This is a genomic window from Roseovarius sp. CH_XMU1461, assembly GCF_037027165.1.
GTDB lineage: Bacteria > Pseudomonadota > Alphaproteobacteria > Rhodobacterales > Rhodobacteraceae > Roseovarius > Roseovarius nubinhibens.
In genome coordinates this window covers 599,363-625,340 of the sequence record NZ_JAYMDV010000003.1, presented here as the reverse complement: position 1 = coordinate 625,340, position 25,978 = coordinate 599,363, and the positions used below count along the sequence as shown (strand labels likewise).

Below are 25,978 nucleotides of genomic sequence, written 5' to 3'. Positions count from 1 at the left end.
CACCTCTTAAACCTCTGCGCTAAAACCGCCTCAGCCGTCGCGCTTGAGCCGCGCCGCCCGTCCGCCGCGCCGCTTGCGCAGCATCGTGCCCCGGTCGGGCAATTCCGCCATGATCTCGCGCCGCTGATCCGGCGTCATCCGCGACCATTCGCGGATCTCGTCGATCGACCGCAAACAGCCGGTGCAAATCCGCGCCTCGGGATGCACGACACAGACCCGCACACAGGGCGATTCGATCTCGTCTCGGGTCCAGACCTGATCCTTACTCACAATGACCTCCCGATATGGCGCAACCGATCGAGCGCCCCTTGCAGGATATAGGAGGCGGCGACATGGTCGATCACCTCTGCGCGACGCTTTCGCGACGTATCCGCCTCCAAAAGCGCCCTTTCCGCCGCCACGGTCGACAGACGCTCATCCCAGAACCCGATGGGCAGATCGGTGAGTTGCGCAAAATTCCGGGCAAAGGCGCGGGTCGACTGGCAGCGTGGGCCTTCAGAGCCGTCCATATTGCGCGGCAGACCGAGCACCACGCCAACCACGCTGCGCGCCGCGATAAGCTCTTGCAGACGCGCCGCATCGAGGGTGAATTTCTGCCGCTTCACGGTCTCAAGAGGCGTCGCCACCCCGCGCATCCCGTCGGACACGGCGACCCCCACGGTCTTGGTCCCGAGATCGAGCCCCATCAGCGCGCCCATCGCGGGCAGGCCCTCGGCAAAGCTCTCAAATGCATCATGGATCATTCTGCCACCCCGGCTTGGCTCGCGGCCCCGTCGATCAGGTCAATCGCCTGCGCATTGCCGGCAAAGACCTCGCGCGCCTCTTGCGCGATGGCGCGGGCGCGGTCGCTCTCGCCCAGAACGCCCAGCGCCGTGATGAGCCGCGCCCATTCCTGCGGCGTGCCGCCCCGTGAGGCCAGCCGTTCAGACAATTGCCCGACCATGCCGCGCACAAAGGCGGCGCGATCCTCGGCGCTCATGTCTTCTGCGGCGGCAATGTCATCGGCATTTGGCCCCGGCAGCGCCGGGCTCTCGGGCAGGTCATAGCGCACGCCGGCCCGCGCCGCGACCTCGGGGATCATCGCCCGGATCGGGGGCAGCCAGGGCGCATCCGGCGCGCTCGTCCGCAGCAGCCCGTCCCAGATCCGCAACGTCGCATCGGCCCGGTCCACCTGCAGATAATAAAGCCCAAGGTAATAGAGCGCGGTCTCTTCGCCCGGCTCCCGCCGCAGCGCCGCCCGCAGCGCCGCCTCGGCCTCGCCCGACACCGTGCCGCCCGCCGCCGAAATCATCAGATCGGCCAGAAGCGCATGATCGCGCCCCGTCGCCGCCTCGCCCTTGATCTCGACAATCCGCGCCTGCGCCGCCCGCGCCGCCGCAAAATTGCCAAGCCGCGCCTCGTTGCGCGCCAAGAGGCCAAGCCCCTGCAGATCATCGGGATTGCTGGCCACCGCTTCGCGCAGCTTCTCCATCAACGCCAGAAAATCGCCCGCCACCTGCGGATCGGTCTGTGGCGTCTCGGCCTGCGCCGCCTCAAGCTCGGCCTGCGTCGGCAGGTTGGCCCGCATCCGCTCGGACGCGGCCAGCCGGTCCGACAGCGGCAGATCGCCATAGCCCGGCGCGCCAAGCAGCATGTAGAGCGCCGCAGCACCCCCCACCAGCCCGAGCACCAAGACCCCGGCCAGCACCCGGCTCGGCCCCTTGGGCTGATCGCCCGCCGGGCCTTGCGCCTTCAATTGCGCATCGGCGGTCAGAATGCGGCGCGACACTTCGGTGCGCAGCCGGGCCGCCTCGGTCTCGGTCAGCACCCCGCGTTCGAGATCGCGGTCGACGCCCCGCAACTGATCGCGATAGACCCGCAGATCATAGGCCGCCGGGGCCTCGTCACCGATCCGCCCGCGCAGGAGCGCCCGCATCAGCACAAGTGCCGCCAGCGCCGCCAGCCCGACCGAGATGATCCAGAACGCCCAAAAGCCCATAAACCTGCCACTCTCCTTAGCTCTCTGTGCATCTAACCTCTGTCACGGCGCGGCGAAAGGGGTTTGACCGCGCCGCGCCGCTTGGCCGCAGCGGGACAGCCGCATCTTCGCGGCGCGAGGGCAGGGGCGGGCAAGCGCCCGGAAAATGCACCCACGTCGGAAATTGGGCATTGCATGTCGCACTGCCGATGTGGTCCTCGGGCAGAATGCCGCACAAGGGCCCATGCCGCCTTGCGGCCCGATTCTGCCACAACCCCGGAAGTGATCATGAAACGTTATTCCGCCTTTGCCGTCGCCCGTGAAGCGCTGAACTATCACATGGGCTGGGAACGCGCCTGGGCCTCGCCCGAGCCCAAGAAGAAATACGACGTGATCATCATCGGCGCGGGCGGGCATGGCCTCGCCACCGCCTATTACCTTGGCAAGAATTTCGGCATCACCAATGTGGCGGTGATCGAAAAGGGCTGGCTCGGCGGCGGCAACACCGGCCGCAACACGACGATCATCCGCTCCAACTACCTGCAGGATGCCTCGGCGGCGATCTATGAAAAGGCCCGCTCGCTCTACGAGACGATGAGCCAGGACCTGAACTACAACGTGATGTTCTCCCCGCGCGGCGTGATCATGCTGGCCCAGACCGAACACGAGGTGCGCGGCTATCAGCGCACCGCCCATGCCAACGCGCTGCAAGGCGTCAAGACCGAGTTCATCAGCCCCGCCCGCGTCAAGGAAATCGTGCCGATCATCAATCTCAGCGGGCCGCGCTACCCGGTGCTCGGCGGGCTGTGGCAGGCCCGCGGCGGCACCGCGCGTCACGATGCGGTGGCCTGGGGCTATGCCCGCGCCTGTTCCGACATGGGCATGCATATCATCCAGAAATGCGAAGTCACCGGCGTCCGCCAAGAGGGCGGCAAGGTGGTCGGCGTCGACACCTCGCGCGGCCCCATCGACTGTGACAAGCTGGGCATGGTGGTCGCGGGCAACGCGGGCCATGTGGCGGGCATGGCGGGCTTCCGTCTGCCGGTCGAATCCGTGGCGCTGCAGGCGCTGGTGTCCGAGCCGATCAAGCCCTGCATGGATTGCGTCGTCATGGCCAACACCGTGCATGGCTACATGTCGCAATCCGACAAGGGCGAGATGGTCATCGGCGGCGGCACAGACGGCTTCAACAACTACACCCAACGCGGCAGCTTCCACCACGCCGAGGAAACCGTGCGTGCGCTGATCGAAACCTTCCCGATGATCGCCCGGCTCAAGATGCTGCGGCAATGGGGCGGCATCGTCGATGTCACCGGCGACCGCTCGCCGATCATCGGCAAGGCCCCGGTCGAGGGCATCTTCATCAACTGCGGCTGGGGCACCGGCGGCTTCAAGGCGATCCCCGGCTCGGGCTGGGGCTTTGCCGAACTGATGGCCAAGGGCCATTCGCCGCTCACCGCGGAATTCGGTCTCGACCGCTTCCACCAGGGCCGCTTTATCGACGAAAGCGTGGCCGCCGGGGTGGCGCACTGATGCAGGCCCTGATCCGGCATAGGCGGCAGGCTGCCGCCGGGCTGTCAGGCCCATGGAACCAGAAGCGGGGGGATGGCGTTGAGGCGCTGAATACACCCACTTCTGGAGGCGCATCATGTCTGACCATACCGACCACACGGAACACAACCACACCACGACCAGCAACAATGGCTTCATTGCCTTCGTCGTCGGCGGCCTTGTCGTCGCAGTGCTCGTCGTTGTCTGGCTTTTCTACGGTGGCTCTGACCTCGATGGGGCGCAAGACGTCAACATCTCGGTCGAAGGCGCTGGCGAAGCCGCGCAATCCGTCGGCGACGCGGCAAGCGACGCTGCCGAATCCACCGGCGAAGCTGCCGAATCCGCGGGCGAAGCTGTCACGCCCAGCGAATAACAACCTATCTACAGTACCGTTTTTGCGATCAGGGCGGCGCCTTCCGGCGTCCGCCCTTTTCGCGTGCGGTGCCCCCCTGAAGGAGAGTGTCACATGCTGATCCTGGACTGTCCGTGCTGCGGCGTGTCGGGCGAGGAAACCGAATTTCACGCCGGCGGCGAGGCGCATCTCAAGCGTTTCGGCCCCGGCTCGTCGGATGCCGAATTCCACGATTACCTCTTCACCAAGGAAAACCCCAAGGGCGTGCATCTCGAACGCTGGCGCCATGCCAATGGCTGCGGCAAATGGTTTCTCGCCGCCCGCGATACGATGACACTCGAGGTCTATGGCACCTATAGCGCCCAGACCACCGAACCCCCGCAAGACATCAAAGACAAGATCTCGGCAAAACGGCCGGGTTGGAGCTGGAGAGAGTTCTCATGAGCACACGTCTGGCACAGGGCGGCCGCCTCCTGAACAAGGGCCGCGCGATGGAATTCACCTTCAACGGCAAGCGTCTGCGCGGCTTTGAAGGCGATACGCTGGCCTCGGCACTGCTGGCCAATGATCAGATGCTGATCGGCCGCTCGTTCAAATATCACCGGCCGCGCGGCATCGTCGCCAGCGGCGGCGAAGAGCCCAACGCCCTCGTCGGCCTCGGCACCGGCAACAAGTTCGAGCCGAACCAGCGCGCCACCACCACCGAGCTCTTCAACGGGCTGAGCTGCACCAGCCAGAACCACTGGCCGAGCCTCGAGTTTGACATCGGCGCGGTGAACTCGAAACTGGGCCGCTTCCTGCCGGCGGGCTTCTATTACAAGATGTTCATCCATCCCCGGCCGCTCTGGAAACATGTGTACGAGCCCTTCATCCGCCGCTCGGCGGGTCTCGGCAAGGCACCCACTGAGCGCGACGAAGACCGTTACGAACATCTCTACGCCTTCTTTGACGTTGTGGTGATCGGCGGCGGCGTCGCCGGTCTGCAGGCCGCGCGCAGCGCCGCCGAGGCGGGCGCCAAGGTGCTGGTGATGGAACAGACCGCCCATTGGGGCGGCCGCGCGCCGGTCGATGGCGGCACCGTCAACGGCCAGCCTGTGGATAACTTCGTGGACGAAACTCTGGCGGCCCTGCGCGACATGCCGAATGTCACGCTGCGCAACCGCATGATGGGCGCCGGCGTTTACGATCACGGCTATGTTCTGGGCTATGAACGCGTCACCGATCATCAGCCCTCGGCCCCCGGTCCGCGCCACCGTCTCTGGCGCATCCGCGCCGGTCAGATCATCACCGCCACCGGCGCCATCGAACGCCCGCTGAGCTTTGCCGGAAACGACATTCCCGGCGTCATGCTGGCCTCTGCCGTGCGCGATTATGCTGTGAATTACGGGGTTTCCGCCGGCGACCGCACCGTTGTCGTGACCAATAATGACGACGCTTACCTGACCGCCATCACCCTTAAGAAACTGGGCCTCGACGTGCCCGCCATCATCGACGCCCGCAGCGCGGGCGGCGGTGCGCTCGCTGATGAGGCGCGCGGCCTCGGCATCCGGGTCGAGACCGGCAAGGGCGTGGCCAAGGTCAAGGGCGGCAAACGCGTCACCGGCGTCAGCCTCTGCAACCAGGCCGGCGAAGGCGCCGAGATCGAAGAGATCGCCTGCGACGCGGTCGCCATGTCCGGCGGCTGGTCGCCGGTGGTGCACCTCTGGTCCCATTGCGGCGGCAAGCTGGTGTGGGATACCGCACAGGCGCATTTCCGCCCTGATGTGGATAACGCCCCCACCGGTGCCAAGGGCGAGGCATTCGTCATCGCCGCAGGCACCGCCAATGGCGAATTGTCCCTCGCCGGGGCGCTCGCCGATGGTCATGAGGCCGGGCGCGAAGCGGCCCGCCGTCTGGGCCTCAAAGCCTCTGCCTCCGACGCCCCCAAAGGCGACAGCCCCGCTGAGGCCGCGATCGAACCGGTCTGGATGATGCCGCAAGGCGCGCCGATCAAGCTGCGGATGAAATCCTGGCTCGATTACCAGAACGACGTAAAGGTCTCGGACGTGCAGCTCGCCGCCCGCGAAGGCTTTGAATCCGTCGAACACGCCAAGCGTTACACCACGCTCGGCATGGCCACCGATCAGGGCAAGCTCAGCAATATCAACGGGCTCGCCATCCTGTCGGACGCGCTCAATCAGCCGATCCCGCAGACCGGCACCACCACCTTCCGCCCGCCCTATACGCCGATCTCGCTCTCGGCCATCGCGGGCGAGGCACGCGACGAGCTGTTCCAGCCGATCCGCCGCACGCCCATTCAGGGCTGGCATGATGACAATGGCGCGGTCTATGAACCGGTTGGTCAATGGCGTCGGCCCTATTGCTTCACCCGGTCGGGCGAAGACAATCACGCCGCCGTCAGCCGCGAGATCCGCCAGACCCGCGCGCGGCTCGGCCTGCTCGACGCCTCGACACTGGGCAAGATCATCGTCAAGGGCCCCGATGCCGGGAAATTCCTCGACATGCTCTACACCAACATGATGTCGACGCTGAAACCGGGCAAATGCCGCTATGGTCTGATGTGCAACGAGAACGGCTTTCTCATGGATGACGGCGTTGTCGCCCGCATCGACGAGGACACGTTCCTGTGCCACACCACCACCGGCGGCGCAGAATCGATCCACGGCCATATGGAAGACTGGCTGCAGTGCGAATGGTGGGACTGGAAAGTCTATACCGCCAACGTGACCGAGCAATATGCCCAGATCGCCGTCGTCGGCCCCGAGGCCCGCAATGTGCTGGCCGAGCTGACCGAGGATGACATCAGCGCCGAAACCCTGCCCTTCATGGGCTGGTCCGACATCACGCTCGACGGCATCCCGGCGCGCGCCTATCGGATCTCCTTCTCGGGCGAGCTGAGCTATGAGATCGCGGTCGCCGCAGGCCATGGCCGGGCGCTCTGGGATCGTCTGATGGAGGTCGGCGCCAAGCATGACGTCATGCCCTACGGCACCGAAGGGCTGCATGTGATGCGGGCCGAAAAGGGCTTTATCATGATCGGCGACGAGACCGACGGCACGGTGATCCCGCAGGATCTCAACATGCAATGGGCGATCTCGAAGAAGAAAGAGGACTATCTCGGCAAACGCGCCCAGGAGCGGAGCCATATGGCCGATCCGACCCGCTGGAAACTGGTGGGTCTGGAAACGCTCGACGGCTCGGTGCTGCCCGATGGCGCCTATGCCACCGAGGAGGGCGTCAACGAGAACGGCCAGCGCAAGGTGCAGGGCCGCGTCACCTCGACCTATTATTCGCCGACGCTCGACCGCGGCATCGCCATGGGCCTCCTGCGCCACGGCCCCGACCGCATGGGCGAAGTGATCGACTTCCCCAAGGTCGATGGCACGGTGGTTCAGGCCCGGGTCGTCGACCCGGTCTTCTACGACAAGGACGGAGAAAAGCAGAATGTCTGATGCCAAAAGCGCCCTCCCCGGCGCCCGCTACGAGGGCTTCGTCAAGCTTCGTGAAATGGGCCTGCAAGGCATGATCACCCTGCGCGGCGATCTCGCCTCGGCCAAGCTGGCGGCGGCGGTGCAAACCGCCACCGGCACCACCGTGCCCGGCCAGCGCCAGATCGTCACCGAAGGCGACCGCGCCGCCGCATGGATGTCGCCGGACGAGCTGTTACTGCTGGTGCCCTATGCCGAGGTGGCCGAGATCATCGCCGGGATCGAGACCGCGCTGGCGGGCGAGCATTTCCTCGCCGTCAACGTCTCGGACGCCCGCGCCATGTTCCGCCTCGAAGGCGCGCTCTGCCGCGATGCCATGGCCAAGCTCAGCCCGGTGGATTTCAGCGAGGCCGCCTTCTGCCCCGGCGATTTCCGCCGCTCGCGCATGGCCCAGATCGCCGCCGCCATGTGGATGCCCGATGGGCAATCGCTGCAGGTGATCTGCTTCCGCTCGGTGGCGCAATATGCCTTCGATCTGCTGAGCGCCGCCGCCGCCCCCGGCAGCGAACCGCGCCTCTACGGCTGATCCAGCCCCAAGGCCCGGAAGAAGGCCCGGAACAAGGCCGAAGGCCGCCGGGCCAGCGCCTGCCCGTCCCATCGGGCTGGCGCTTTTGCGGGCTCCCCGTGCGATGGGCAGGGCAGAGGCAGGAGGCGCGATTAAGCGCCTTTCACCAGCCTATGGCGCGCCACCCCGCGGGCAGGCCCCAGCCCCCGCGTCTCTTGATCGAATTCCCGCCAATAAACAGGTCAGTGAGAGGACCGCCCAGCCCGGAACAAGGCCATAGGCCGCCGGGCCAGCGCCTGCCCGTCCCATCGGGCTGGCGCTTTGGACAGGGGCGCGCGATATGGCACTGCACGGTGACGTGGCCCGATAAACCGTCAGGCCCACAAGCGATCAGCGCCACCCCACGGGCAGCCGCCGTCCCGACCACACCCCGGGCCCGAGCTTTTCCCCGGCATATCCGGCAAATCCCCGCCGCGCCCCTTGACCTCTGGGCCGTTCGGCCTCAATCAGGTGCATGAAGACCGATTTTCATAACCGATGAAGGGAGCCCAAGACATGGCATTCGAACTTCCCGATCTTCCCTACGCACATGACGCCCTCGCCTCCAAGGGCATGTCCGCAGAGACGCTGGAATATCACCACGACCTGCACCACAACGCCTATGTGACCAATGGCAACGCCGCCATCAAGGGCACCGAGTGGGAGGGCAAGAGCCTCGAAGAGATCATCAAAGGCACCTACGACCCCAAGGCCGTCGCCCAGAATGGCATCTTCAACAACATCAGCCAGCTCTGGAACCACAACCAGTTCTGGGAGATGATGGGCCCCGGCGAGAGCAAAATGCCCGGCGAGCTTGAAAAAGCCCTGACCGACAGCTTTGGCTCGGTCGACGAGTTCAAGAAGCAATTCTCCGCCGCCGGTGCCGGTCAGTTCGGCTCGGGCTGGGCCTGGCTCGTCAAGGACAGCGATGGCAGCCTCAAGGTCACCAAGACCGAAAACGGCGTCAACCCGCTCTGCTTCAACCAGACCGCGCTCCTCGGCTGCGACGTGTGGGAGCACAGCTACTACATCGACTTCCGCAACAAACGCCCCGCCTATCTCGAGAACTTCCTCGAGAAGCTGGTGAACTGGGAAAACGTCGCCAGCCGCATGTAAGCGACCGGAAAAGTCGAGAGATCTGAGCGCCCGCCATTATGGCGGGCGTTTTATTTTGAATGATCAACGCGTGGTGACTAAGCTTCCTGAGATTTAAGCATCTATTTCAGGAGGGTTTCATGCCTCAGTTTCGTTACCATCGCATGGCCGAAAACCAGGACCGATGGACTAGGCCGCACGGTGGTCGATTGGGAAAAAGTGCCGATTATGTAGGCGAAAACGGATATGGACATGAAGATTGGAACTTCGCCCGTGACATCTGGGAGGATGGCAAGCTTCACCTGTACCTCCGTCAAGGTCCTGCGCAAAAAGACCGGGAGCAAACCTTCAACATCGCTCTTGGCGTTAGAACGGACATTGGGCACGCCCTAATCGGTTTTGCTGAAAACGTGCGTTACGGGGTGTCTAATCTCTCGGATCGCATCTGGGAACGTCGCGCGAAAGAGCTCAAGGCGCTGGATGACCAAGGTGAACTCGGTGGCGAATTCGCCGGGTTGGGCGTTGATGAGTTGACCGCCAAGATAATGGAAATCGAACTACGCAATTACAGCGTCGCCGTCGAGCCCGATCAACTCGTCATATTGCCCGAAGAGCAATTGATCCCAAAGGCCACTTGGGATGTGAAGAGCAAACGCTACCAGCTCCTGAAGATTGATGAAGAGATATATAACAACCTCAGAAGCCTTGCTCGATTGGGTGGGGTCGAGGTGTCGAACACTGAAGAGACTTTTCCAGAGGGGGCGCTCGTAGAGCGGTTCCATCGCTCAAGGGAACGGAACACGAATTTGGTCAAGCGCGCGAAGGAACGGTTTCAGAAGTTGAACGGTTCGCTGCACTGTGAAATCTGCGACTTTGACCCCAGTGCATTCTTCAAGAATGGGAACTGGGAAAACAGCATCATTGAAGCGCATCATGATGTCCCATTGGGGTCTCTTGCGCATACGGGAGAGACCAGGCTCGAGGAATTGCGAATGTTGTGCCCCAACTGCCATCGGGCCATTCACAAGGTGCGGCCTTGGCAGCCTGTCGATGAGTTCAAAAAAGCTCAAGGCTTCTAAGCGCGTCACCCCGGTTGCAATCGACTGAATGTTCCACCAGATCAGCCGCCCGATGCCCCCTCGGCCTCGGGCGGTTTTTTCATAGGGGAGGTATTGGGGCGGCTACACCCCCTCAAATCCCCCACTGTCGCTTTGCTGTCGTTTTACCGACGCAATACCGACGTGGCATTTTCGGGAGGTTTCAACTCTTGAGCTCCGCCGCCAGCGGCCGCAACGCCTCGGTCAGTGCGGCGATGTCCGGCACCGTCTGGAACAGATCGCGGACGCTCTCATGGGCAAAGCCCTCGGCCACCACATGATCGATCAACCCGAGCAGCGGCGTCCAGTAGCCGTCGGTATTCACCACGAAAATCGGCCGCCCATGCAGCCCGATCTGCGCCCAGGTTAGCACCTCGAAAAACTCGTCGAGCGACCCCGCCCCACCGGGCAGCAAGACGATCGCATGCGAGTTGGAAAACATCACCTTCTTGCGCTCATGCATCGTCTCGGTGATGACCAGCGCATTGAGGTCGCGCTTGCCCGCCTCGAGATCCATAAGGTGTTGGGGAATAACGCCAAAATTATTGCCGCCCGCCTGCTGATTGGCCCGCGCGACAAGCCCCATGAGCCCGATATCTCCCGCCCCGTAGACCAGCCGCCAGCCCTCAGCCGCAAGCGTCCGGCCCAGCGTTTCCGCCGCCTCCGCATAGGCCGGGTTTCCCCCGGTTTTCGAGCCGCAAAAGACACAGACGGACAAAGGGGTCATACCGGGGGCCTCGCTTGGATAAACTGTTGTTTTGACCCGTGATAGCGCCGTTGCTATGCTCCGGCAACTGCGCAGGACAAGCGCGGGACGACGGAAGGGTCGAGATGAAAAAGACACTGGGGATGGGAGACAGCCCGGCCATGATGGCTCTGGGCGGTCTGGTGGCGGCAGGCTTGGTGGCCGTGCTGCTCTTTCTGGCCGGGGTGATCCCCGATCGCTGGGCAGTGACGGACGCCCCGCCGACACCCACGCAGACCGCCGCCCAGCCGGTCGAAACCCCGCCCGCCGAACAGGCGCCGCAATTGCCGCCCGCCCCGGAAATCAGCCTCTTCCGCCTCGACCCCGACGGCAGCGCCGTGGTCGCGGGCAAGGGCACGCTGGGCTGGCAGGTGATCATCACGCTGGAGGGCGAAGACCTGCATCAGGCGACCCTCGACGGCAAAGGCCAATTCGCTGAATTCGTGACGATTTCTGCCCATGATCAGCCGCGCATCCTGTCGCTCAAGATGACCCAAGGCAGCGACGGCCCGGTGATCCGCGCCCCGCAAGAGGTGATCATCGCGCCAAGCATGACCGTGACCTCCGCCCCGCTCGAGACGCCGGAAACCCCGTCGATCGCCGCGCTCGATCTGCCCGAGGGCACGCTCCCCGAAACGCTGCCCGACACCGATAATGGCAGCCCCCAGACAGAGGCCCCGGCCGAGCCTGAGACGGCCCAGCCGGAAGCGGCACAACCACAAGCACAACCCGCGCCCCAGACCGTGCTCATGGCCGATGCCGAGGGGGTCAGCGTCCTGCAAGGCGGCGATCCCGCCCCCGAGGTGCAAAGCCGCGTCGCGCTCGACGCGATCACCTATGACGACACCGGCGATGTGGCGCTTTCGGGCCGCGCCGCGGGCGATGGCTTCGTGCGGGTCTATCTCGACAATCAGCCCATCACCACCTCGCGGATCACCGAGGCCGGCCGCTGGCGCAGCGCGCTGCCGCAGGTCGACACCGGGCTGTATACGCTGCGGGTCGACGAGGTGAACGCCGATGGCACCGTCACCTCGCGGGTCGAAACCCCGTTCCGCCGCGAAGATGACGAGGTGCTCGCCGCCCGCGAGGCGCTGGCCGCCGATCCCACCGCCCGCGCCCGCATCGTCACCGTGCAACCGGGGGCGAGCCTCTGGGCCATCTCGCGCGAAACCTATGGCGAGGGCATCCTTTATGTCCGCGTCTTCGAGGCCAATCGCGACCGCATCCGCAACCCTGATCTGATCTACCCCGGTCAGGTCTTTTCCCTGCCAGAATAACCCTTTGCCGCCACGCCTCGCGCCGAGCACAGCCCATGTGCGGGGCGCAGACCGGCTTTCTCGCCCGGACTTCTGGAAAACCGGCAGGGGCCGGGTTAGGTGTGGGGCAATGAAAGGTCCCGCCCATGCCGCCCTCTGATCCCACGCAACCCACCACGCCGATGCCCGCCGATGGCTGGGGGGTGATCCGCCGCGTCGCGCCCTATCTCTGGCCCGAGGGCGAGGCCTGGGTGAAACGCCGGGTGATCGTCGCCCTACTGCTCCTGCTGGTGGCCAAGCTCATCGCCGTCGCCACGCCGCCGCTCTACAAGGCCGCCGTCGACAGCCTCGCGGGCGACGCGCCGAACGAGACCTGGCTGCTCGCAATAGGCGCCATCGGGCTCACCATCGCCTATGGTATGGCGCGGCTGATGACCGTAGGCTTTCAGCAATTGCGCGACGCGGTTTTCGCCCGCGTGGCCCAGCGCGCCCTGCGCAAGCTGGCGCTCGAAACCTTCACCCATATCCACCGCATGTCGATGCGCTATCACATCACCCGCAAGACCGGCGGGCTGAGCCGGATCATCGAACGCGGGGTCAAGGGCGTCGATTTCCTGCTGCGGTTCCTGATCTTCTCGATCGGGCCGCTGATCCTCGAGCTGACGCTGGTGGCGCTGGTGCTCTGGGCGGTGTTCGACGTCTGGTATCTGGTGGTGGTGGTCGGCGTCATCGCCGCCTATGTCACCTTCACCTTCAAGGTCACCGAATGGCGCGTGAAACTGCGCCGCCAGATGAATGACCAAGACACCGATGCCAATCAAAAGGCCATCGACAGCCTGCTCAATTTCGAGACGGTAAAATATTTCGGCGCCGAAGGCCGCGAGGCCGCGCGCTATGACAAATCCATGGAAGGCTATGAGGCCGCAGCCCTCAAAACCGCCTATTCCTTGGCCATTCTCAACTTTGGTCAGAGTTTCCTGATCACCGGTGGGCTGGTCATCGTGATGGTCATGGCGGCAATGGGCGTGCAGTCGGGCGATCTGACCGTGGGCGATTTCGTCATGGTCAACGCCTATATGATCCAAATCACCATGCCGCTCAATTTCCTCGGCACGGTCTACCGCGAAATCCGGCAGGCGCTGGTCGATATGGGCGAAATGTTCGGCCTGCTCGATCAGGCCCCCGATGTGACCGACCGCCCCGGGGCCAAGCCGCTGGCGGTGACCAAAGGCGCGCTGCGGTTTGAAAATGTGCGCTTTGGCTACGAGGCCGAGAGACCCATTCTCAAGGGCATCAGCTTTGACGTGCCGGCCGGGCAAACCGTGGCGGTGGTCGGCTCTTCGGGCTCGGGGAAATCGACCATCGGGCGGCTGCTCTTTCGCTTCTACGACGTGCAGGGCGGGGCGATCCGCATCGACGGGCAGGATCTGCGCGACGTGACCCAGCAGAGCCTGCACGAGGCCATCGGCGTCGTGCCGCAGGATACCGTGCTCTTCAACGACACGATCCGCTATAACATCGCCTATGGCCGCGCCGGGGCCACCGAGGACGAGATCATCGAGGCCGCCCGCGCCGCCCAGATCCATGATTTCATCCTGACCCTGCCCGATGGCTATGACACCGCCGTCGGCGAACGCGGGCTCAAGCTCTCGGGTGGCGAGAAACAGCGCGTCGGCATCGCCCGCACCCTGCTCAAGAACCCGCCGGTGCTGCTTCTGGACGAGGCGACGAGCGCGCTCGACAGCGAGACAGAGCGCGGCATTCAGGCGGCGCTCGCCCGTGCCACTCAGGGGCGCACGGCGATCACCATCGCGCACCGCCTCTCGACCATCGCCGATGCCGATCTCATCATCGTGCTCGAGGCGGGCGAGATCGTCGAAAGCGGCTCGCATGATGCGCTCTTGGCGCAGGACGGGCGCTATGCCGCGCTCTGGCGCACGCAACAGGCGGAACGCGTTTAACATCACCCCGATGGGCCGGGTTTCCGAAACTCGCCCATCGGCGGTCATTTTCTGTCCATCTTTGCCCCGCATACCGCGCGCATGATCGACACGTTGCATTCTGCCCTGCCGCGCGCCCTGCGTCTGACCCTGCTGTTCGCGGCAGAGCTGGTGCTCGTCATGCTCGCGTTTCAGCTCTTTGCCTCCTTGGAATGCCGCGCCACCTCGGTCGAGGGCGCCTGTCGCGCGCTGCGTGGCGTCGGGCTGCGCGGCGTGTCGCTCCTGGTGCTGCTGGCGGTCTATTTCTGGGCGGTGCGGACGGCCTGGCAGGAGTTCCTCCGGCTGGCCGCCGCGCGCAGTGGCGGCACGCGCTGGGTGGCGCTGCATGTCGCGGGGCTCATGCTCATCATCCTGCCCATGGCGCTTGTGCCCGATCACGCGCTCAACCCGCTCTTTCACCGCATCCTGCCGCTGATGGTGCTGGGCGGCGGCATGGCGGCTTTGGGCGGTCTCTTCTGGCTGGCAGGGCCCCGTGACTGGCAGCAATGGCTGCGGCCCCGGCTGGTGCCGGTTCTGGCGCTTGTCCTCCTCGCCGCCCTCCTGCCTAATCTGGCCGAGGCCATCGGCCCGATCTGGTATTGGGAAACCCTGACCCAGATCACCTTTGCTGGCGTCGCCCTGATGCTCGCGCTGGTGGCCGATGTGCCGGTGGTCGATCCCGCGGCGCAGATCATCGGCACCAATGGTTTTCTGGTCGCTGTCGCCGATAGCTGTTCCGGCGTCGAAGGCTTTGTTCTGGTGAGCGCCTTTCTCGCGCTCTACGCCGTGCTCTTTCGCGACCGGCTGAGGCTCACGCGGTTCTGGCTCTGTGTCTGGCCCGTGGCGCTTTTGCTGAGCTGGCTCTTCAACGTCATCCGCATCACCGTGCTGATCATGATCGGGGCCTATGCCTCGCCCGACCTCGCGGTGAACGGGTTTCACAGCTTCGCGGGCTGGCTCTTCTTCATGCTGCTCGCCATGGCGGTGCTCTTGGTGGTCGACCGCATCGCATGGCTGCGGCGGGTGCCCGGCCGCGACGCCCCGGCGATCCCGCTGGCCGAGGATGCGTTGGCCGCGCGCATTCTGCCCTTTGTCCTCTTCATGGCGGCGGGGGTGCTGGCCCAGAGCTTCTGGGCCGATCCGATCCTCGCCTACCCGTGGCAGGCGCTGATCATGGCGCTGTCGCTCTGGTGCTTTCGCGTGCCCTTGCGCGCCTACCTCTGCCGCCCCTCGGCGCTGGCCTTGGGGGCCGGGGTGTTGGTGGGGCTTCTATGGGTCAAATCCGCACCGTCGTCTTACAGCCCCAATACCGACGCGTTACAGAGCCTGTCTCAGGCCGGTCTCCTCCTCTGGATCGCGGCGCGCTGTCTCGGCACCACGCTGCTCGTCCCGGTGATCGAAGAGCTCTTCTTTCGCAGCTATCTTCAGGCCCGCCTGACCCAAGGTCTGACCGGCCCGCTGGGCCGCCCATTGGCTGTTTTATTGGCGATTGCCGTCTCTGTCGGCTGCTTTGCCCTGCTGCATGACCGCTGGCTCATGGCCGCCGTGGCCGGCGTCATCTTTGCCGCGCTCTATCACCGTCACGGGCGTCTCGCGGACGCCGTCGCGGCCCATATGGTGGCCAATCTGATCATCGCCCTCGCCGCCGCCTCGACCGGCGACTGGGCCCTGATCTAGGCGGCGCATATGAAAAGACCGGCGGACCCAAAAGGGCGCGCCGGTCCTTGTTTCCTTGACCGATCCGGGCTTAGCCGCGGCGGCGCTTGAGCTCCCAGGCGAGGGCCAGCATCGCCATCACAGCCGCCAGCGCCAGCAGGCCAGAGCTCGCATCGATTTCCGGCACCGAGCTCACATTGCCCGACCCGCCGGTCGACCCGTGACCCCAGCGTTCATAATACCAGTCCCAGAACCACCAGCCCCGGGATTGTGCCGAAGCCGCCCCGGCCGTGGTCAGCACGGCGAGCGTCGAAAGAAATGCCGTTTGAGTAATACGCAGCATGATATCTCCCCAAGAAATGACCTGCAGAGAGCTTAGCTAATCCCTTCGAAGAAAAGCAAAGTTTAACCACAGTTTCGCCAGATTTCACCAAAACCGGGAAACAGATTCCCCTTAATTCAAAGACTGTTCTCGCTTCATGGTCAATTCTGGCCGCAGACCCCTTCAGAGCCATCCTGCCTCAGAGACGCGTCGAATCACGGGCCTTATTCTGCGGCGTTGAGCGGTGTCTTGGCGGCGCTGACCAGAGGGGTCGGAGGCGTGCCAACCGTCACATGCTCCGACCACAGGATTTCCGGCGGCGGTGTCCGCCGCGCCGCCCGGTCGAGCGCCAGGTCCCGCGCCGCCCGGCTCGCCCGGCCCAGTGACAGTGCCGCCAGAAGCCGCGACAGCCAGATCAGATAGGTCGTCGCCCAGACCCGCAGCGCCAGCATCGACGGCGTGAAAATCAACGTCAGAACGGTCGCGATCCCAAGGCCAAAGACCACCGCCGTCGCCAGCTGTTTCCACCAGAGCGCGGTCGGGCTGTCGAAAGAATAGCCGCCATTGACGAAATCGAGGCTGAGCCCGAACATCATCGGCGTCAGCCCGGCCATGGTGGTGATTGTCGTTAGCAACACAGGCCGGATGCGCGCCTCGGCGGTCCGGGTGATCGCCTCGATCCGGGGCATATAGCGCGAATATTCCTGATAGGTGTCGATCAGAACAATGTTGTTGTTCACCACGATCCCCGCCAGCGCGACGATGCCGGTGCCGGTCATGATGATCGAAAATGGCTGGTTCATCACCATCATCCCGATCAGCACACCAGTGGTCGAGAGCACCACCGCCAAGAGCACCAGAACCGCGTTATAAACGCTGTTGAACTGCGCCAGCAGGATGATGAACATGAGGCCCAGCGCCCCCAGAAAGGCCTTTTGCAGGAAGGCGCCGCTCTCGGCCTGATCTTCCTGATCGCCGGTCCATTCATAGGCGATCCCGGCGGGCAGCACGCCGCTGTCGAGCCACTCGGTCAGATGGGCGATCCTCTCGTTGGCATTGATCGGAACCGTTGTTTCATTGCCCTTTTCATCGCGATCTATGCGGGTGAGCCCGGTCTCGACTGCCGCCTTGATGTCGAAAAACCGGGTCTGGTCGATCCGGTCGATCTGGGCGAGGCCCTGCACGGGTTTGCGGGTGATGAAATTCGACAGCGGCACGAGGCCTTCGTTGGTGCGGACCTTGAGCGTGTCGAGGGTGGAGAGGACGCGGTCTTTTTCGGGGAGGCGGACGCGGATGTCGATTTCTTCGTCGCTGGTCTCGACCGGCATGGTGTCCAGGAGGATACCGCGGGTGACGAGTTGGACCATGGCGCCGACGGTGGCGACATCGGCGCCAAACCGGCCGGCCTTTTCCACGTCCACATCAATCTGCCAGTCGATAGAGGGCAGGGGCAGCGTGTCCTCGATGAGCGTAAGCCCCCGAGTTTCTTCGAATTTCTCGCGTGCGGTCTCGGTGAAATCGCGCAGGAGCTGCCAATTGTCGCCCTTGATCCGCAGGTGAACGGGCTTGGCGGAGGCGGGGCCGCGTTCGAGGGCGAGGATCTCGATCTTGATGCCGGGGATCTGCGAAAGCCGGGCTGTGAGCTCGTCGATCGTGCGGTCGCCATCGGCGTCGGGGTCAGAGATTTGTCGTGTGAAATCAAGGCCAAAGAGGCTGAACCAGGTCTCGCGGCGGGTCGGGCGATCCTCCCAGGCGATGAGTTCGATCTGGACCTGGCCGATGGTGTCGCGGGGCGGTTGCGCGCCGCCGGTGTTGTTGTTGAGCCCGCCGTCGCCGGCGAAAGCAAAGGCGCTTTTGACATTGGGGTGTTCGAGCACGATCTCCTCAGCCTGACGCACGAGGCTATCTTGTTGTTCCAGCGAGAGATTTCCGCGCGCGCGCACATAGACGATGGCGTTTTCCGGCTCGGATTCCACAAAGAATTCAACGCCGCGATTGTTGCCCATGTAGAAGATCAGCACCGAGCCGACGAGGACGAAAATCGCCGCAAAAGCCAAGAGCGGCGCGACCGGATTGGCGGCGATGAGGTGGATGAAACGGCCAAAAACGCTACGTCGGTGTTGCGTCGGTATTTCGTCGGCATCGCGACTGTGGCGATTTCGGACCACTCCGGCAGCCAATCGGCGGATCCGGGCAAAGCCCGCGCCGAGCCCGACAAAGAGCGCCACCACCGAGGCCAGCCCCAGAGCCACCAGCGCCACCACCCCCAGCATGAGGACAAAGGCGCCAATGAGCGTCGGGATGACCGAGACCACAATCGCCCCCATATTCATCGCGCCAAAGAGCAGACCCACCAGCGCCATCAGCGCCGGGATCAGCGCCGCCGCAAGCATCAGCGCCGCAATCGCCACCGGGAAGAGCAGCAGATGCCAGAGCAGCCGACCCTGGCTCAGCGTGTCGATGCGCATCGACAGCCAGCGCTCGATCCGGCCCGTCACCCCGCCGACCACCGGCAGGTAAACCAGCGCCACCAGCAGCGAGGCCGAGAGCACAAAGATCAGCGTAACCGGCAGCATGCCCATGAACTGCCCCGGAATGCCGGGCCAGAAGAGCATCGGCAAAAAGGCACAGAGCGTCGTCGCGGTCGAGCTCACCACCGGCCAGAACATCCGCTTGGCCGCCTCGACATAGGCGTGCATCGGGCCGGAGCCTTCCGAGATGCGCTTGTCCGCATATTCGACCACCACGATGGCCCCATCGACGAGCATCCCCACCGCGAGGATCAGCCCGAACATCACCATGTTGGAGACGGTCACGCCCATCACGGCGAGCAGCGCGAAACACAAAAGGAAGGAGGTCGGGATCGCAAACCCCACGAGAAGCGCCGGGCGGATGCCGAGGGCGGCAAGCATGACGATCATCACCAGCGCGATGGCGGTGAGCACCGAGCCTTCGAGCTGTTTCACCATGGAGGCCACGGTGCGCGACTGATCGCCGGAGGTGCCGACAGAGACCGTGGCGCGCAGCTCGTCCGGCCAAGAGGCGCGGGCGGCGTCGACGGTTTCGCGGACCAGCGCGGCGGTGTCGATGATGTTGAAGCCTTTGCGTTTGACCACCTGCAGCGCGACGGTGGTCTCGCCGTTAAAGCGCGCGGTGCCGAGCCGGTCCTCGAAGGTGAGGTTGATCTGCGCTAGATCGCCGAGCGTGATCACCCGGTCGCCATTGGTCTTGATCGGCAGTTCGTAAATGTCGCGCGGCTCGTTGAAGGAGGCGGGGATTTTCACTGCGAAACTGCCCGTCTCGCTGCGGATCTCGCCCGCCGCGATGAGCTGATTGTTGTTGCGCACCACGTTGATCAATTCGCCCGCGGTGACGTTATAGGCCTCGAGCCGGAGCGGATCGATCACCACCTCGACCATTTCGTCGCGATTACCCGCGATCCCGGCCTCGAGCACCGGATCGAGCGCTTCGATCTGATCCTGCAGCGTCTTGGCGATCTGCGCCATGGTGCGTTCCGGCACATCGCCCGAGAGGGTCACGACAAGGATCGGAAATTCAGAGAAGTTGATCTCGTTGATCGTGTATTTCTCGTAGCCTTCGGGGAATTTGGCCTCGGCCGCACTCATCGCGTCGCGGACATCGGCCATGATCTTGGTCTTGTCCCAGCCAAATTCGAACTCGAGCGCCACGCCGGCATAGTTTTCCGCCGCGGTGCCGGTCATCTTGTCGAGCCCGTCGAGATCCGAAAGCTCGGTTTCCATCACCTTGACCAGAAGGGTTTCGCTATCCTCGGCCGAGATGCCGGGGAAGGGGACAGAGACGAAGAGCGCCGGGATCTCGATGTCGGGCTCGCCCTCTTTGGGCAGGCTCAGATAGGCCATCGTGCCGGCGAGCACCGACAACACGATAAAGGCCAGCACCATGCGGGCGCGTTCAGAGGCCCAGTCGACCAGCCCGGTCATTGCGCATCTGCCTGATAGCTTGGCCGGACGCGGACGCCGTCGGTGACATATTCCTGACCGATGACGATGACATCGGCGTTCTCGGGCAGACCGGTGAGCCAGACGCCCTCGGGCGTGTCGCGCAAGAGCTGCACCGGGCGGAAGGCGGCGGTGTCCTCTTCCGTCACGAGGCGCACGCCCATGTCGCCCTGATCGTTCAGGGTGAGCACCGATTGCGGCAAGAGATGCGCCGAGGCGCCATCGGCGGCAATCAGGATTTCGGCGGTCTGGCCATCGCGGATCGCCAGATCGTCATTCTCCACGGTGACTTCGACCCGGAAGGTGCGGGTGACCTCGTCGGCGGAGCGCGACAGAAAGCTCACCTTGCCCGCGACCTGTTTGCCGGAGGCGAGCGTCGCGGTGGCGGGCGCGTCGAGCGTCACGCGATCGACCTCGGTTTCGGGCACGAAGCCCACGAGGATGATCGGATCGAGTTGCAGCACGGTGGCGCAGAGTGCGCCGGGTTGCAGCAGGCTGCCGCGTTCGGCGGTGTCGGTTTCCAACAGCCCGGCGAAGGGCGCGGTGATGGTGAGCCGGTCGATTTCCTTTTGCGCGGCGGCGATCCCGGCCTGGGCGCTTTCGATCCCGGCGCGGGCGGCTTCGATCCCGGCGGCGGCGCTTTCCAGCCCGGATTGCGCGGATTTGAGCCCGGCCTCGGCGCTGCTCAGCGTGGCCTCGGCACCGCGCACGGTGGCCTCGGTCGCGGCGACGCGGGTGTCGGAGGCATAGCCGCCCTGGCTCAGCCGTTTGGCGGCGTTGTCGTTGATCTGTGCCTCGCTCAGCCGGGCCTTGGCCTCTTCGACGCGGGCGCGGCTCTCGGCGACGCGGGCTTCGGCCTCGGGCACTTTGGCGCGGGCCTCGGGCAGGCGGGCGCGGGCCTCGGCAAGCCGCGCCTCGGCCTCGGCCAGCGTCGCCTCGCGGGTGCCGGGATCGAGCGCGCAGAGCGGCTCGCCCGCCTCGACAAAGCTGCCCTTGCGGCGCGGCTCGGAGGTCACGAGACCGGAGGTTTCAGCGCGCACCTCGACCTGAGCGTCGGCCTCGGTCCGGCCCCGCAGCACCACGGCGCTGTCGATCTGGCGCGCGACAGAGCGGGTGACGATCACCCCGGGCAGGGCGGCGCCCGTCTCGGCATCCGTCTCGGCATTGCTGTCGGGCGTCGCGGCGGCGGCGGTGTCGGGCGCGCCGAACCGGTCGCGTTCAAAGACGAAGAGATAGATCAGCACCATGACGACGATGGCGGCCAGGATCGGAAACAGACGCATCAAGCACCCAATGGTTTGGCTTTTCATCATCGGCCGGGCGGCGGGGCTGGGGCGAGGCTCTGAAAAGCGGGTTGTAACGAAAATAGCTGATTTGATCTAAACGGGCCAGTTTAGGGTACGTCTTTGCGCTTTGGCTTGCAATATGACGGATTGGCGCAACAGTTGCGGCCCTTGGCAGCGGCAAGGCGACAGGTTAAGACGGGGCAAATCGACCAAGGGGCCAGGCCAACGTGAGCGATACAGACAGCTTTATTAACGAGGTGAGCGAAGAGGTTCGCCGGGATCGGCTCTTCGGATTGATGCGGCGCTATGGCTGGATTGCCGTGCTGGCGGTTCTGCTGCTGGTGGGCGGCGCGGCCTATAATGAGTGGCGCAAGGCGAATGAGCGCGCGGCGGCAGAGGCGCTGGGCGACGGTATTCTCGCAGCCTTGGAACAGGATGAGGCCGAGGCCCGCGTGACGGCGCTGCAAGCGATTGACGCGCCGGACCCGTCGGCGGATGCGGTTGTGACGCTGCTCGCGGCGGGGGAATCGCTCGGTTCCGATCCCAAGGCCACGGCAGAGGCGCTGGTGGCGCTGGCCGAGCGCGGCGATGTGCCGATGGTGTACCGCCAGATTGCCACGCTCAAGGCGGCGGCGATCGGCGCAGAGGGGCTGGCGGCCGAGACGCGGCGCGAGCTGCTCGATGGGCTGGCGCTGGGCACTGGCACGATCCGGGTGCTGGCCGAGGAACAGCTTGCCTATCTCGACATCGAGACCGGCAACCAGGAGGCGGCCTTGACCCGGCTTGAGGCGCTCTATGTGGATGCCGAAGCGAGCGAAGGCCTGCGGCAGCGGGTCGGTCAGATCGTTCTGGCGCTTGGCGGAGAGCTGAGCGGCGAGGCCGCCAGCGATGTTGCACGGCAGGCGGACGGCGGTTAACGTCGCAAACGACAGCCAATTAGGGGGCGCAGAGTGGTGACCAGACAGATTGCGATCGCGGGGTTGATTGCCCTTGGTGCGCTGGCCGCATGTGCCAAGCGTGAGCCGATCCTGCCGGGCGTGCGCGAAGAGATTCGCGAGGACGCTGGCGAGGAATTCGGCATCGTCACCAACGCACAGCGGACCAATCAGGCGCTGCCGATCCGGCTTGCCCCGGTGACGGCCAATGCCAATTGGGTGCAGCGCAGCGGCTCGCCGATGACCCGGGTGGCGCATCCGGCGCTGTCGGCGGCACCGCAGCGGATCTGGTCGGCCTCGATCGGGTCGGGCGACGGGCGCAAGGCGCGGATCACCGCCGATCCGGTGGTCGCAGGCGGCCGTGTCTTCACCCTCGACAGCGCGGCCACCGTGGCCGCGACCTCGACCGGCGGGCAGGTCCTCTGGACGCAGAACCTCGTGCCGCCCAATGATTCCGGCAATGACGCGAGCGGCGGCGGGCTGGCCTTTGGCGATGGCAAGCTCTTCGTCACCTCGGGCTTTGGCATGATCAGCGCGCTCGACCCGGCCACCGGGCGGGTGATCTGGGAGCAAAAGCTGCGCGGCACCGGGTCGGGCAGCCCGACGGTCTATGACGGGCTGGTCTATCTGGTCTCGGCCGATGACGAGGCCTGGGCGCTCGACACCGACAATGGCCGCATCAAATGGCAGCTCAGCGCCGCCCCCGATGCCAACAATATCCTCGGCGGTCCGGCCCCGGCCGTCTCCGAGAAATATGCCGTCTTTGCCTTTGGCGCGGGCGAATTGCAGGGCGCGTTCCGCAAGGGCGGTCTGCGGCTCTGGGATGCGCAGGTGGCCGGTCGGCGCAGCGGTCTGTCGCAATCGCTGGTGGCCGATGTCACGGGCGATCCCCTGATCATTGGCGACCGGGTCTATGTCGGCACCCATTCCGGCCGTCTGGTGGCGCTCAAGCTGGGCAATGGCGAACGGATCTGGACCGCGACCGAAGGCCCGCTGAGCCCGGTCTGGCCGGCTGGCGATGCGCTCTTCCTGATTTCGGACCGCAATGAGCTCATCCGGCTCAACGCCGAGGATGGCACCCGCGTCTGGTCGCAGAAACTGCCCTTCTTCGTGAAGGAAAAGCCGCGCAAGAAGGCGCGCATCTATGCCCATTACGGCCCGGTTCTCGCCGGTGGTCAGCTTGTCGTGGCCTCGAGCGATGGCAATCTGCGCTTTTACGATCCGGTGTCCGGCGCGCTGCGCCGCACGGTCGAAATCCCCGGCGGTGCGACCAGCAACCCGGTGGTGGCGGGCCGCACGCTCTATGTCGTGTCGACCAACGGGCAATTGCACGCTTTCCGTTAGGCCCGCGATAGGGTAAGGGGGCAGCTTGATTGCTGCCCCACCTCTGCCCGGAGCCGAGAGAATGAGTTTTACACTGGCCATCGTTGGACGCCCGAATGTGGGCAAGTCCACCCTGTTCAACCGTCTGGTTGGCAAGCGTCTGGCCTTGGTCGACGACCAGCCGGGCGTGACCCGCGACCTGCGCGAGGGCGAAGCAAGGCTGGGCGATCTGCGCTTTACCGTGATCGACACCGCCGGTCTTGAAGATGCCACCGACGATTCGCTTCAGGGCCGGATGCGGCGGCTGACCGAGCGGGCGGTCGATATGGCCGATATCTGCCTCTTCGTGATCGACGCCCGCACCGGGGTCACCCCGATTGACGAGGTGTTTGCCGAGATCCTGCGCAAACGGTCCGAACATGTGATCCTGGCCGCCAACAAGGCCGAGGGCGCGACGGCGGATGCCGGTGTGATCGAAGCCTATGGCCTTGGCCTTGGCGAGCCGATCCGCCTGTCGGCGGAACATGGCGAAGGGCTCAACGATCTTTATTCGCAGCTGATGCCGCTGGCCGATGGCTATGCCGAGCGTGCCCGTCAGGATGCGCCGGAAACCGATGTCACCCTGACCGAGGAAGAGGCCGAGGCCGGTGCGCCCGACGATCCGCACAAGCCCACCGAGTCGCGGCCGCTGCAGGTGGCCGTCGTGGGCCGTCCCAATGCCGGGAAATCGACCCTGATCAACAAGATCCTCGGCGAGGAGCGTCTGCTCACCGGGCCGGAGGCGGGGATCACCCGTGATGCGATCTCTCTCAAGATGAATTGGGACGGGGTGCCGATGCGTGTCTTTGACACGGCGGGCATGCGCAAAAAGGCCAAGGTGCAGGAAAAGCTCGAAAAACTGTCGGTGAGCGACGGTCTCAGAGCGGTGAAATTCGCCGAGGTCGTCGTCGTTCTTCTCGACGCGGCGATCCCGTTTGAACAGCAGGATCTGCGCATTGCCGACCTCGCCGAGCGCGAGGGGCGGGCGGTCGTGGTGGCGGTCAACAAATGGGATATCGAGGACGAGAAGCAAGAGAAGCTCCGCGCCCTCAAGGAGGCGTTTGAGCGGCTCTTGCCGCAGCTGCGCGGCGCGCCTCTGGTCACGGTTTCGGCCAAGACCGGGCGGGGGCTCGACCGGCTGCATGCGGCCATCGTCAAGGCGCATGATGTGTGGAACCGGCGGGTCAGCACGGCGCAGCTCAACCGCTGGCTCACGGGGATGCTCGAGCAGCATCCGCCCCCCGCGCCGAGCGGTCGCCGGATCAAGCTGCGCTATATGACACAGGCGAAAACGCGTCCGCCGGGGTTCGTCGTGATGTGCAGCAACACCGAGAAAATGCCGGAAAGCTATACCCGCTATCTGGTCAATGGCTTGCGCCAGGATTTCGACATGCCGGGGACGCCGATCCGGCTGCATATGCGCAGCCAGTCGGACAAGAACCCCTATAAGTCGAAGAAGAAATCGACGCCGTCGCGGCTGCGCAAACACCTGGGCAAAGGGCCCGCCGACAAAAAGTAAACGGGGCGCGACGGGCCGAAAATGGCCCGTCGGTATCCTGTCGGTATGGCGTCGGTAAAACGACAGTGGCGGTTTTTGCCGCTCGCGGCCGCCGTTAACCGATGCGGCGTGGGCCGTCGGCGAGCTGTTTGATCGCCAGCACCGCGAGGATGAGCACGCCGCCGGCTGCCAGCGCCAGCACCACGGCGGGGCCGTCGGGGAGGTTGGACACGGCAATCGCCACCAGCGCCCAGATCACCGCCACTGGCAGGCCCAGAGCGCCCGGGCGGCTCAGCATCAAACCGATGGAGAGCATCAAGGCCAGGATGAGCGCGATCACCGCCGCGAGAATGCCGGTGCCGACGCCAAAGCCGCCGAGCAACAGCCCGATCGAGACGGAAGACGCGGCGGTGAGCCAGCCGGCATAGAGCCCGACGGGCACCAGCGCCCACCAGGCGTCGCGGGCAGGCGCGCGCAGCCAGGCCACGACCGCGCCGAACCACATCAGCCAGATCATCAGCGTGGCGACCACCGGGCTCTGCTGGGCGACCCAGAGCCAGCCCACGCCAAGCGCCAGCGAGAAGAAGAGCGGCGCGCGCATCGGCGCCCAATCGGGCGCGTCGCGCCGTGCCCAGACGCCATAGGCGCCATGGGCGATGAGCCAGAGGTAGAGCAGCCCCCAGATGGCGAAGGCATAGCCTGCGGGCTGTACCGGCGGATCGACCTGCGGCACCGGGAATTGATCGGGCGCGTAGCCGCCAAATCCCGGGGTGGCGAGCGGGGCTGCGGCAAAGAGCAGCGCGGCGAGGAGGACGAGATAGGGCATGGTATACCGGTATTTGAGGCGTGGGATCTTTGGCGTAGCCTCAAGGTAG

21 protein-coding genes are annotated in these 25,978 nt (G+C 65.0%); 13 read left to right on the top strand and 8 right to left on the bottom strand.

Translation table 11 applies throughout. The features are described from left to right. Positions 1-30: 30 nt before the first annotated feature. The 3 genes from WA237_RS12155 to ccmI are packed head-to-tail and all read right to left on the bottom strand — an operon-like array spanning position 31 to position 1,978. Complete coding sequence (locus tag WA237_RS12155; protein ID WP_009813873.1) at positions 31-270, bottom strand: DUF1289 domain-containing protein; 240 nt, start codon at positions 268-270, stop codon at positions 31-33. Then, positions 267-743, bottom strand: a complete 477-nt coding sequence (ruvX, locus tag WA237_RS12150) for a Holliday junction resolvase RuvX (RefSeq protein ID WP_009813874.1) — start codon at positions 741-743, stop codon at positions 267-269. The genes WA237_RS12155 and ruvX overlap by 4 nt, the downstream gene beginning before the upstream one ends. Further along, positions 740-1,978: a c-type cytochrome biogenesis protein CcmI gene (ccmI, locus tag WA237_RS12145; protein ID WP_336097948.1), complete on the bottom strand. Its 1,239-nt coding sequence runs from the start codon at positions 1,976-1,978 to the stop codon at positions 740-742. Before ccmI ends, ruvX begins: the two co-directional genes overlap by 4 nt. A 267-nt stretch (positions 1,979-2,245) precedes the next feature. On the opposite strand from ccmI, the gene WA237_RS12140 reads away from it, so the two are divergent. The 7 genes from WA237_RS12140 to WA237_RS12110 all read left to right on the top strand — a co-directional run bounded on the left by WA237_RS12140 (position 2,246) and on the right by WA237_RS12110 (position 10,066). Beyond that, positions 2,246-3,490, top strand: coding sequence for a sarcosine oxidase subunit beta family protein (locus WA237_RS12140; protein WP_216016221.1), 1,245 nt, complete (start codon positions 2,246-2,248; stop codon positions 3,488-3,490). A 115-nt stretch (positions 3,491-3,605) separates the two neighbouring features. Beyond that, positions 3,606-3,881 carry a hypothetical protein gene (locus WA237_RS12135; RefSeq protein WP_009813877.1) on the top strand — a complete coding sequence of 92 codons (276 nt, stop codon included), beginning with the start codon at positions 3,606-3,608 and terminating at the stop codon, positions 3,879-3,881. A gap of 93 nt (positions 3,882-3,974) precedes the next feature. After that, on the top strand, positions 3,975-4,304 hold the full coding sequence (locus tag WA237_RS12130; RefSeq protein ID WP_009813878.1) for a sarcosine oxidase subunit delta: 330 nt from the start codon (positions 3,975-3,977) through the stop codon (positions 4,302-4,304). Then, complete coding sequence (locus WA237_RS12125; protein ID WP_336097945.1) at positions 4,301-7,312, top strand: sarcosine oxidase subunit alpha family protein; 3,012 nt, start codon at positions 4,301-4,303, stop codon at positions 7,310-7,312. Before WA237_RS12130 ends, WA237_RS12125 begins: the two co-directional genes overlap by 4 nt. After that, positions 7,305-7,874: a sarcosine oxidase subunit gamma gene (locus tag WA237_RS12120; RefSeq protein WP_336097944.1), complete on the top strand. Its 570-nt coding sequence runs from the start codon at positions 7,305-7,307 to the stop codon at positions 7,872-7,874. Before WA237_RS12125 ends, WA237_RS12120 begins: the two co-directional genes overlap by 8 nt. A gap of 534 nt (positions 7,875-8,408) precedes the next feature. Beyond that, complete coding sequence (locus tag WA237_RS12115) at positions 8,409-9,008, top strand: superoxide dismutase (protein ID WP_286908283.1); 600 nt, start codon at positions 8,409-8,411, stop codon at positions 9,006-9,008. 119 nt (positions 9,009-9,127) lie between these two features. Beyond that, the gene (locus tag WA237_RS12110; protein ID WP_336097942.1) at positions 9,128-10,066 is read left to right on the top strand and encodes an HNH endonuclease; all 939 of its coding nucleotides are present in this window, start codon (positions 9,128-9,130) and stop codon (positions 10,064-10,066) included. A gap of 181 nt (positions 10,067-10,247) precedes the next feature. Here the strand turns inward: WA237_RS12110 and WA237_RS12105 are convergent, their stop codons facing one another. Continuing rightward, on the bottom strand, positions 10,248-10,811 hold the full coding sequence (locus WA237_RS12105) for a TIGR00730 family Rossman fold protein (RefSeq protein ID WP_336097940.1): 564 nt from the start codon (positions 10,809-10,811) through the stop codon (positions 10,248-10,250). A gap of 104 nt (positions 10,812-10,915) precedes the next feature. On the opposite strand from WA237_RS12105, the gene WA237_RS12100 reads away from it, so the two are divergent. The 3 genes from WA237_RS12100 to xrtE all read left to right on the top strand — a co-directional run bounded on the left by WA237_RS12100 (position 10,916) and on the right by xrtE (position 15,741). After that, entirely contained in the window at positions 10,916-12,106 is a 1,191-nt protein-coding gene (locus tag WA237_RS12100) for a LysM peptidoglycan-binding domain-containing protein (protein WP_336097939.1), read from the top strand. Between the two features lie 125 nt (positions 12,107-12,231). Beyond that, positions 12,232-14,046, top strand: a complete 1,815-nt coding sequence (locus WA237_RS12095; protein ID WP_286908275.1) for an ABCB family ABC transporter ATP-binding protein/permease — start codon at positions 12,232-12,234, stop codon at positions 14,044-14,046. Positions 14,047-14,127: 81 nt separating this feature from the next. Beyond that, on the top strand, positions 14,128-15,741 hold the full coding sequence (xrtE, locus tag WA237_RS12090) for an exosortase E/protease, VPEID-CTERM system (protein ID WP_336097938.1): 1,614 nt from the start codon (positions 14,128-14,130) through the stop codon (positions 15,739-15,741). Between the two features lie 70 nt (positions 15,742-15,811). Here xrtE and WA237_RS12085 read toward each other — a convergent pair whose 3' ends face one another. The 3 genes from WA237_RS12085 to WA237_RS12075 all read right to left on the bottom strand — a co-directional run bounded on the left by WA237_RS12085 (position 15,812) and on the right by WA237_RS12075 (position 21,305). Next, positions 15,812-16,063 carry a VPEID-CTERM sorting domain-containing protein gene (locus WA237_RS12085; protein WP_009813886.1) on the bottom strand — a complete coding sequence of 84 codons (252 nt, stop codon included), beginning with the start codon at positions 16,061-16,063 and terminating at the stop codon, positions 15,812-15,814. A 203-nt stretch (positions 16,064-16,266) separates the two neighbouring features. Then, complete coding sequence (locus WA237_RS12080) at positions 16,267-20,004, bottom strand: efflux RND transporter permease subunit (RefSeq protein WP_336097937.1); 3,738 nt, start codon at positions 20,002-20,004, stop codon at positions 16,267-16,269. Beyond that, complete coding sequence (locus WA237_RS12075) at positions 20,001-21,305, bottom strand: efflux RND transporter periplasmic adaptor subunit (RefSeq protein ID WP_336097936.1); 1,305 nt, start codon at positions 21,303-21,305, stop codon at positions 20,001-20,003. The genes WA237_RS12080 and WA237_RS12075 overlap by 4 nt, the downstream gene beginning before the upstream one ends. Positions 21,306-21,535: 230 nt before the next feature. Between WA237_RS12075 and WA237_RS12070 the strand changes: the two genes are divergently transcribed. The 3 genes from WA237_RS12070 (at position 21,536) to der (ending at position 25,124) form a co-directional block, all read left to right on the top strand. Next, complete coding sequence (locus tag WA237_RS12070; protein ID WP_050754130.1) at positions 21,536-22,225, top strand: hypothetical protein; 690 nt, start codon at positions 21,536-21,538, stop codon at positions 22,223-22,225. A 36-nt stretch (positions 22,226-22,261) separates the two neighbouring features. Further along, complete coding sequence (locus WA237_RS12065) at positions 22,262-23,587, top strand: PQQ-binding-like beta-propeller repeat protein (RefSeq protein ID WP_009813890.1); 1,326 nt, start codon at positions 22,262-22,264, stop codon at positions 23,585-23,587. 61 nt (positions 23,588-23,648) lie between these two features. Continuing rightward, positions 23,649-25,124, top strand: a complete 1,476-nt coding sequence (gene der, locus WA237_RS12060) for a ribosome biogenesis GTPase Der (protein ID WP_336097934.1) — start codon at positions 23,649-23,651, stop codon at positions 25,122-25,124. A 94-nt stretch (positions 25,125-25,218) separates the two neighbouring features. Here der and WA237_RS12055 read toward each other — a convergent pair whose 3' ends face one another. Then, complete coding sequence (locus tag WA237_RS12055) at positions 25,219-25,929, bottom strand: hypothetical protein (protein WP_336097931.1); 711 nt, start codon at positions 25,927-25,929, stop codon at positions 25,219-25,221. Positions 25,930-25,978: the final 49 nt, after the last annotated feature.

Excerpts from the sequence above, each read along its gene's own strand:
- ruvX (WP_009813874.1), bottom strand. The coding sequence starts at position 743 with ATGATCCATGATGCATTTGAGAGCTTTGCCGAGGGCCTGCCCGCGATG.
- ccmI (WP_336097948.1), bottom strand. The coding sequence starts at position 1,978 with ATGGGCTTTTGGGCGTTCTGGATCATCTCGGTCGGGCTGGCGGCGCTG.
- WA237_RS12140 (WP_216016221.1), top strand. The coding sequence starts at position 2,246 with ATGAAACGTTATTCCGCCTTTGCCGTCGCCCGTGAAGCGCTGAACTAT.
- WA237_RS12135 (WP_009813877.1), top strand. The coding sequence starts at position 3,606 with ATGTCTGACCATACCGACCACACGGAACACAACCACACCACGACCAGC.
- WA237_RS12130 (WP_009813878.1), top strand. The coding sequence starts at position 3,975 with ATGCTGATCCTGGACTGTCCGTGCTGCGGCGTGTCGGGCGAGGAAACC.
- WA237_RS12125 (WP_336097945.1), top strand. The coding sequence starts at position 4,301 with ATGAGCACACGTCTGGCACAGGGCGGCCGCCTCCTGAACAAGGGCCGC.
- WA237_RS12120 (WP_336097944.1), top strand. The coding sequence starts at position 7,305 with ATGTCTGATGCCAAAAGCGCCCTCCCCGGCGCCCGCTACGAGGGCTTC.
- WA237_RS12115 (WP_286908283.1), top strand. The coding sequence starts at position 8,409 with ATGGCATTCGAACTTCCCGATCTTCCCTACGCACATGACGCCCTCGCC.
- WA237_RS12110 (WP_336097942.1), top strand. The coding sequence starts at position 9,128 with ATGCCTCAGTTTCGTTACCATCGCATGGCCGAAAACCAGGACCGATGG.
- WA237_RS12105 (WP_336097940.1), bottom strand. The coding sequence starts at position 10,811 with ATGACCCCTTTGTCCGTCTGTGTCTTTTGCGGCTCGAAAACCGGGGGA.
- WA237_RS12100 (WP_336097939.1), top strand. The coding sequence starts at position 10,916 with ATGAAAAAGACACTGGGGATGGGAGACAGCCCGGCCATGATGGCTCTG.
- WA237_RS12095 (WP_286908275.1), top strand. The coding sequence starts at position 12,232 with ATGCCGCCCTCTGATCCCACGCAACCCACCACGCCGATGCCCGCCGAT.
- xrtE (WP_336097938.1), top strand. The coding sequence starts at position 14,128 with ATGATCGACACGTTGCATTCTGCCCTGCCGCGCGCCCTGCGTCTGACC.
- WA237_RS12085 (WP_009813886.1), bottom strand. The coding sequence starts at position 16,063 with ATGCTGCGTATTACTCAAACGGCATTTCTTTCGACGCTCGCCGTGCTG.
- WA237_RS12080 (WP_336097937.1), bottom strand. The coding sequence starts at position 20,004 with ATGACCGGGCTGGTCGACTGGGCCTCTGAACGCGCCCGCATGGTGCTG.
- WA237_RS12075 (WP_336097936.1), bottom strand. The coding sequence starts at position 21,305 with ATGCGTCTGTTTCCGATCCTGGCCGCCATCGTCGTCATGGTGCTGATC.
- der (WP_336097934.1), top strand. The coding sequence starts at position 23,649 with ATGAGTTTTACACTGGCCATCGTTGGACGCCCGAATGTGGGCAAGTCC.
- WA237_RS12055 (WP_336097931.1), bottom strand. The coding sequence starts at position 25,929 with ATGCCCTATCTCGTCCTCCTCGCCGCGCTGCTCTTTGCCGCAGCCCCG.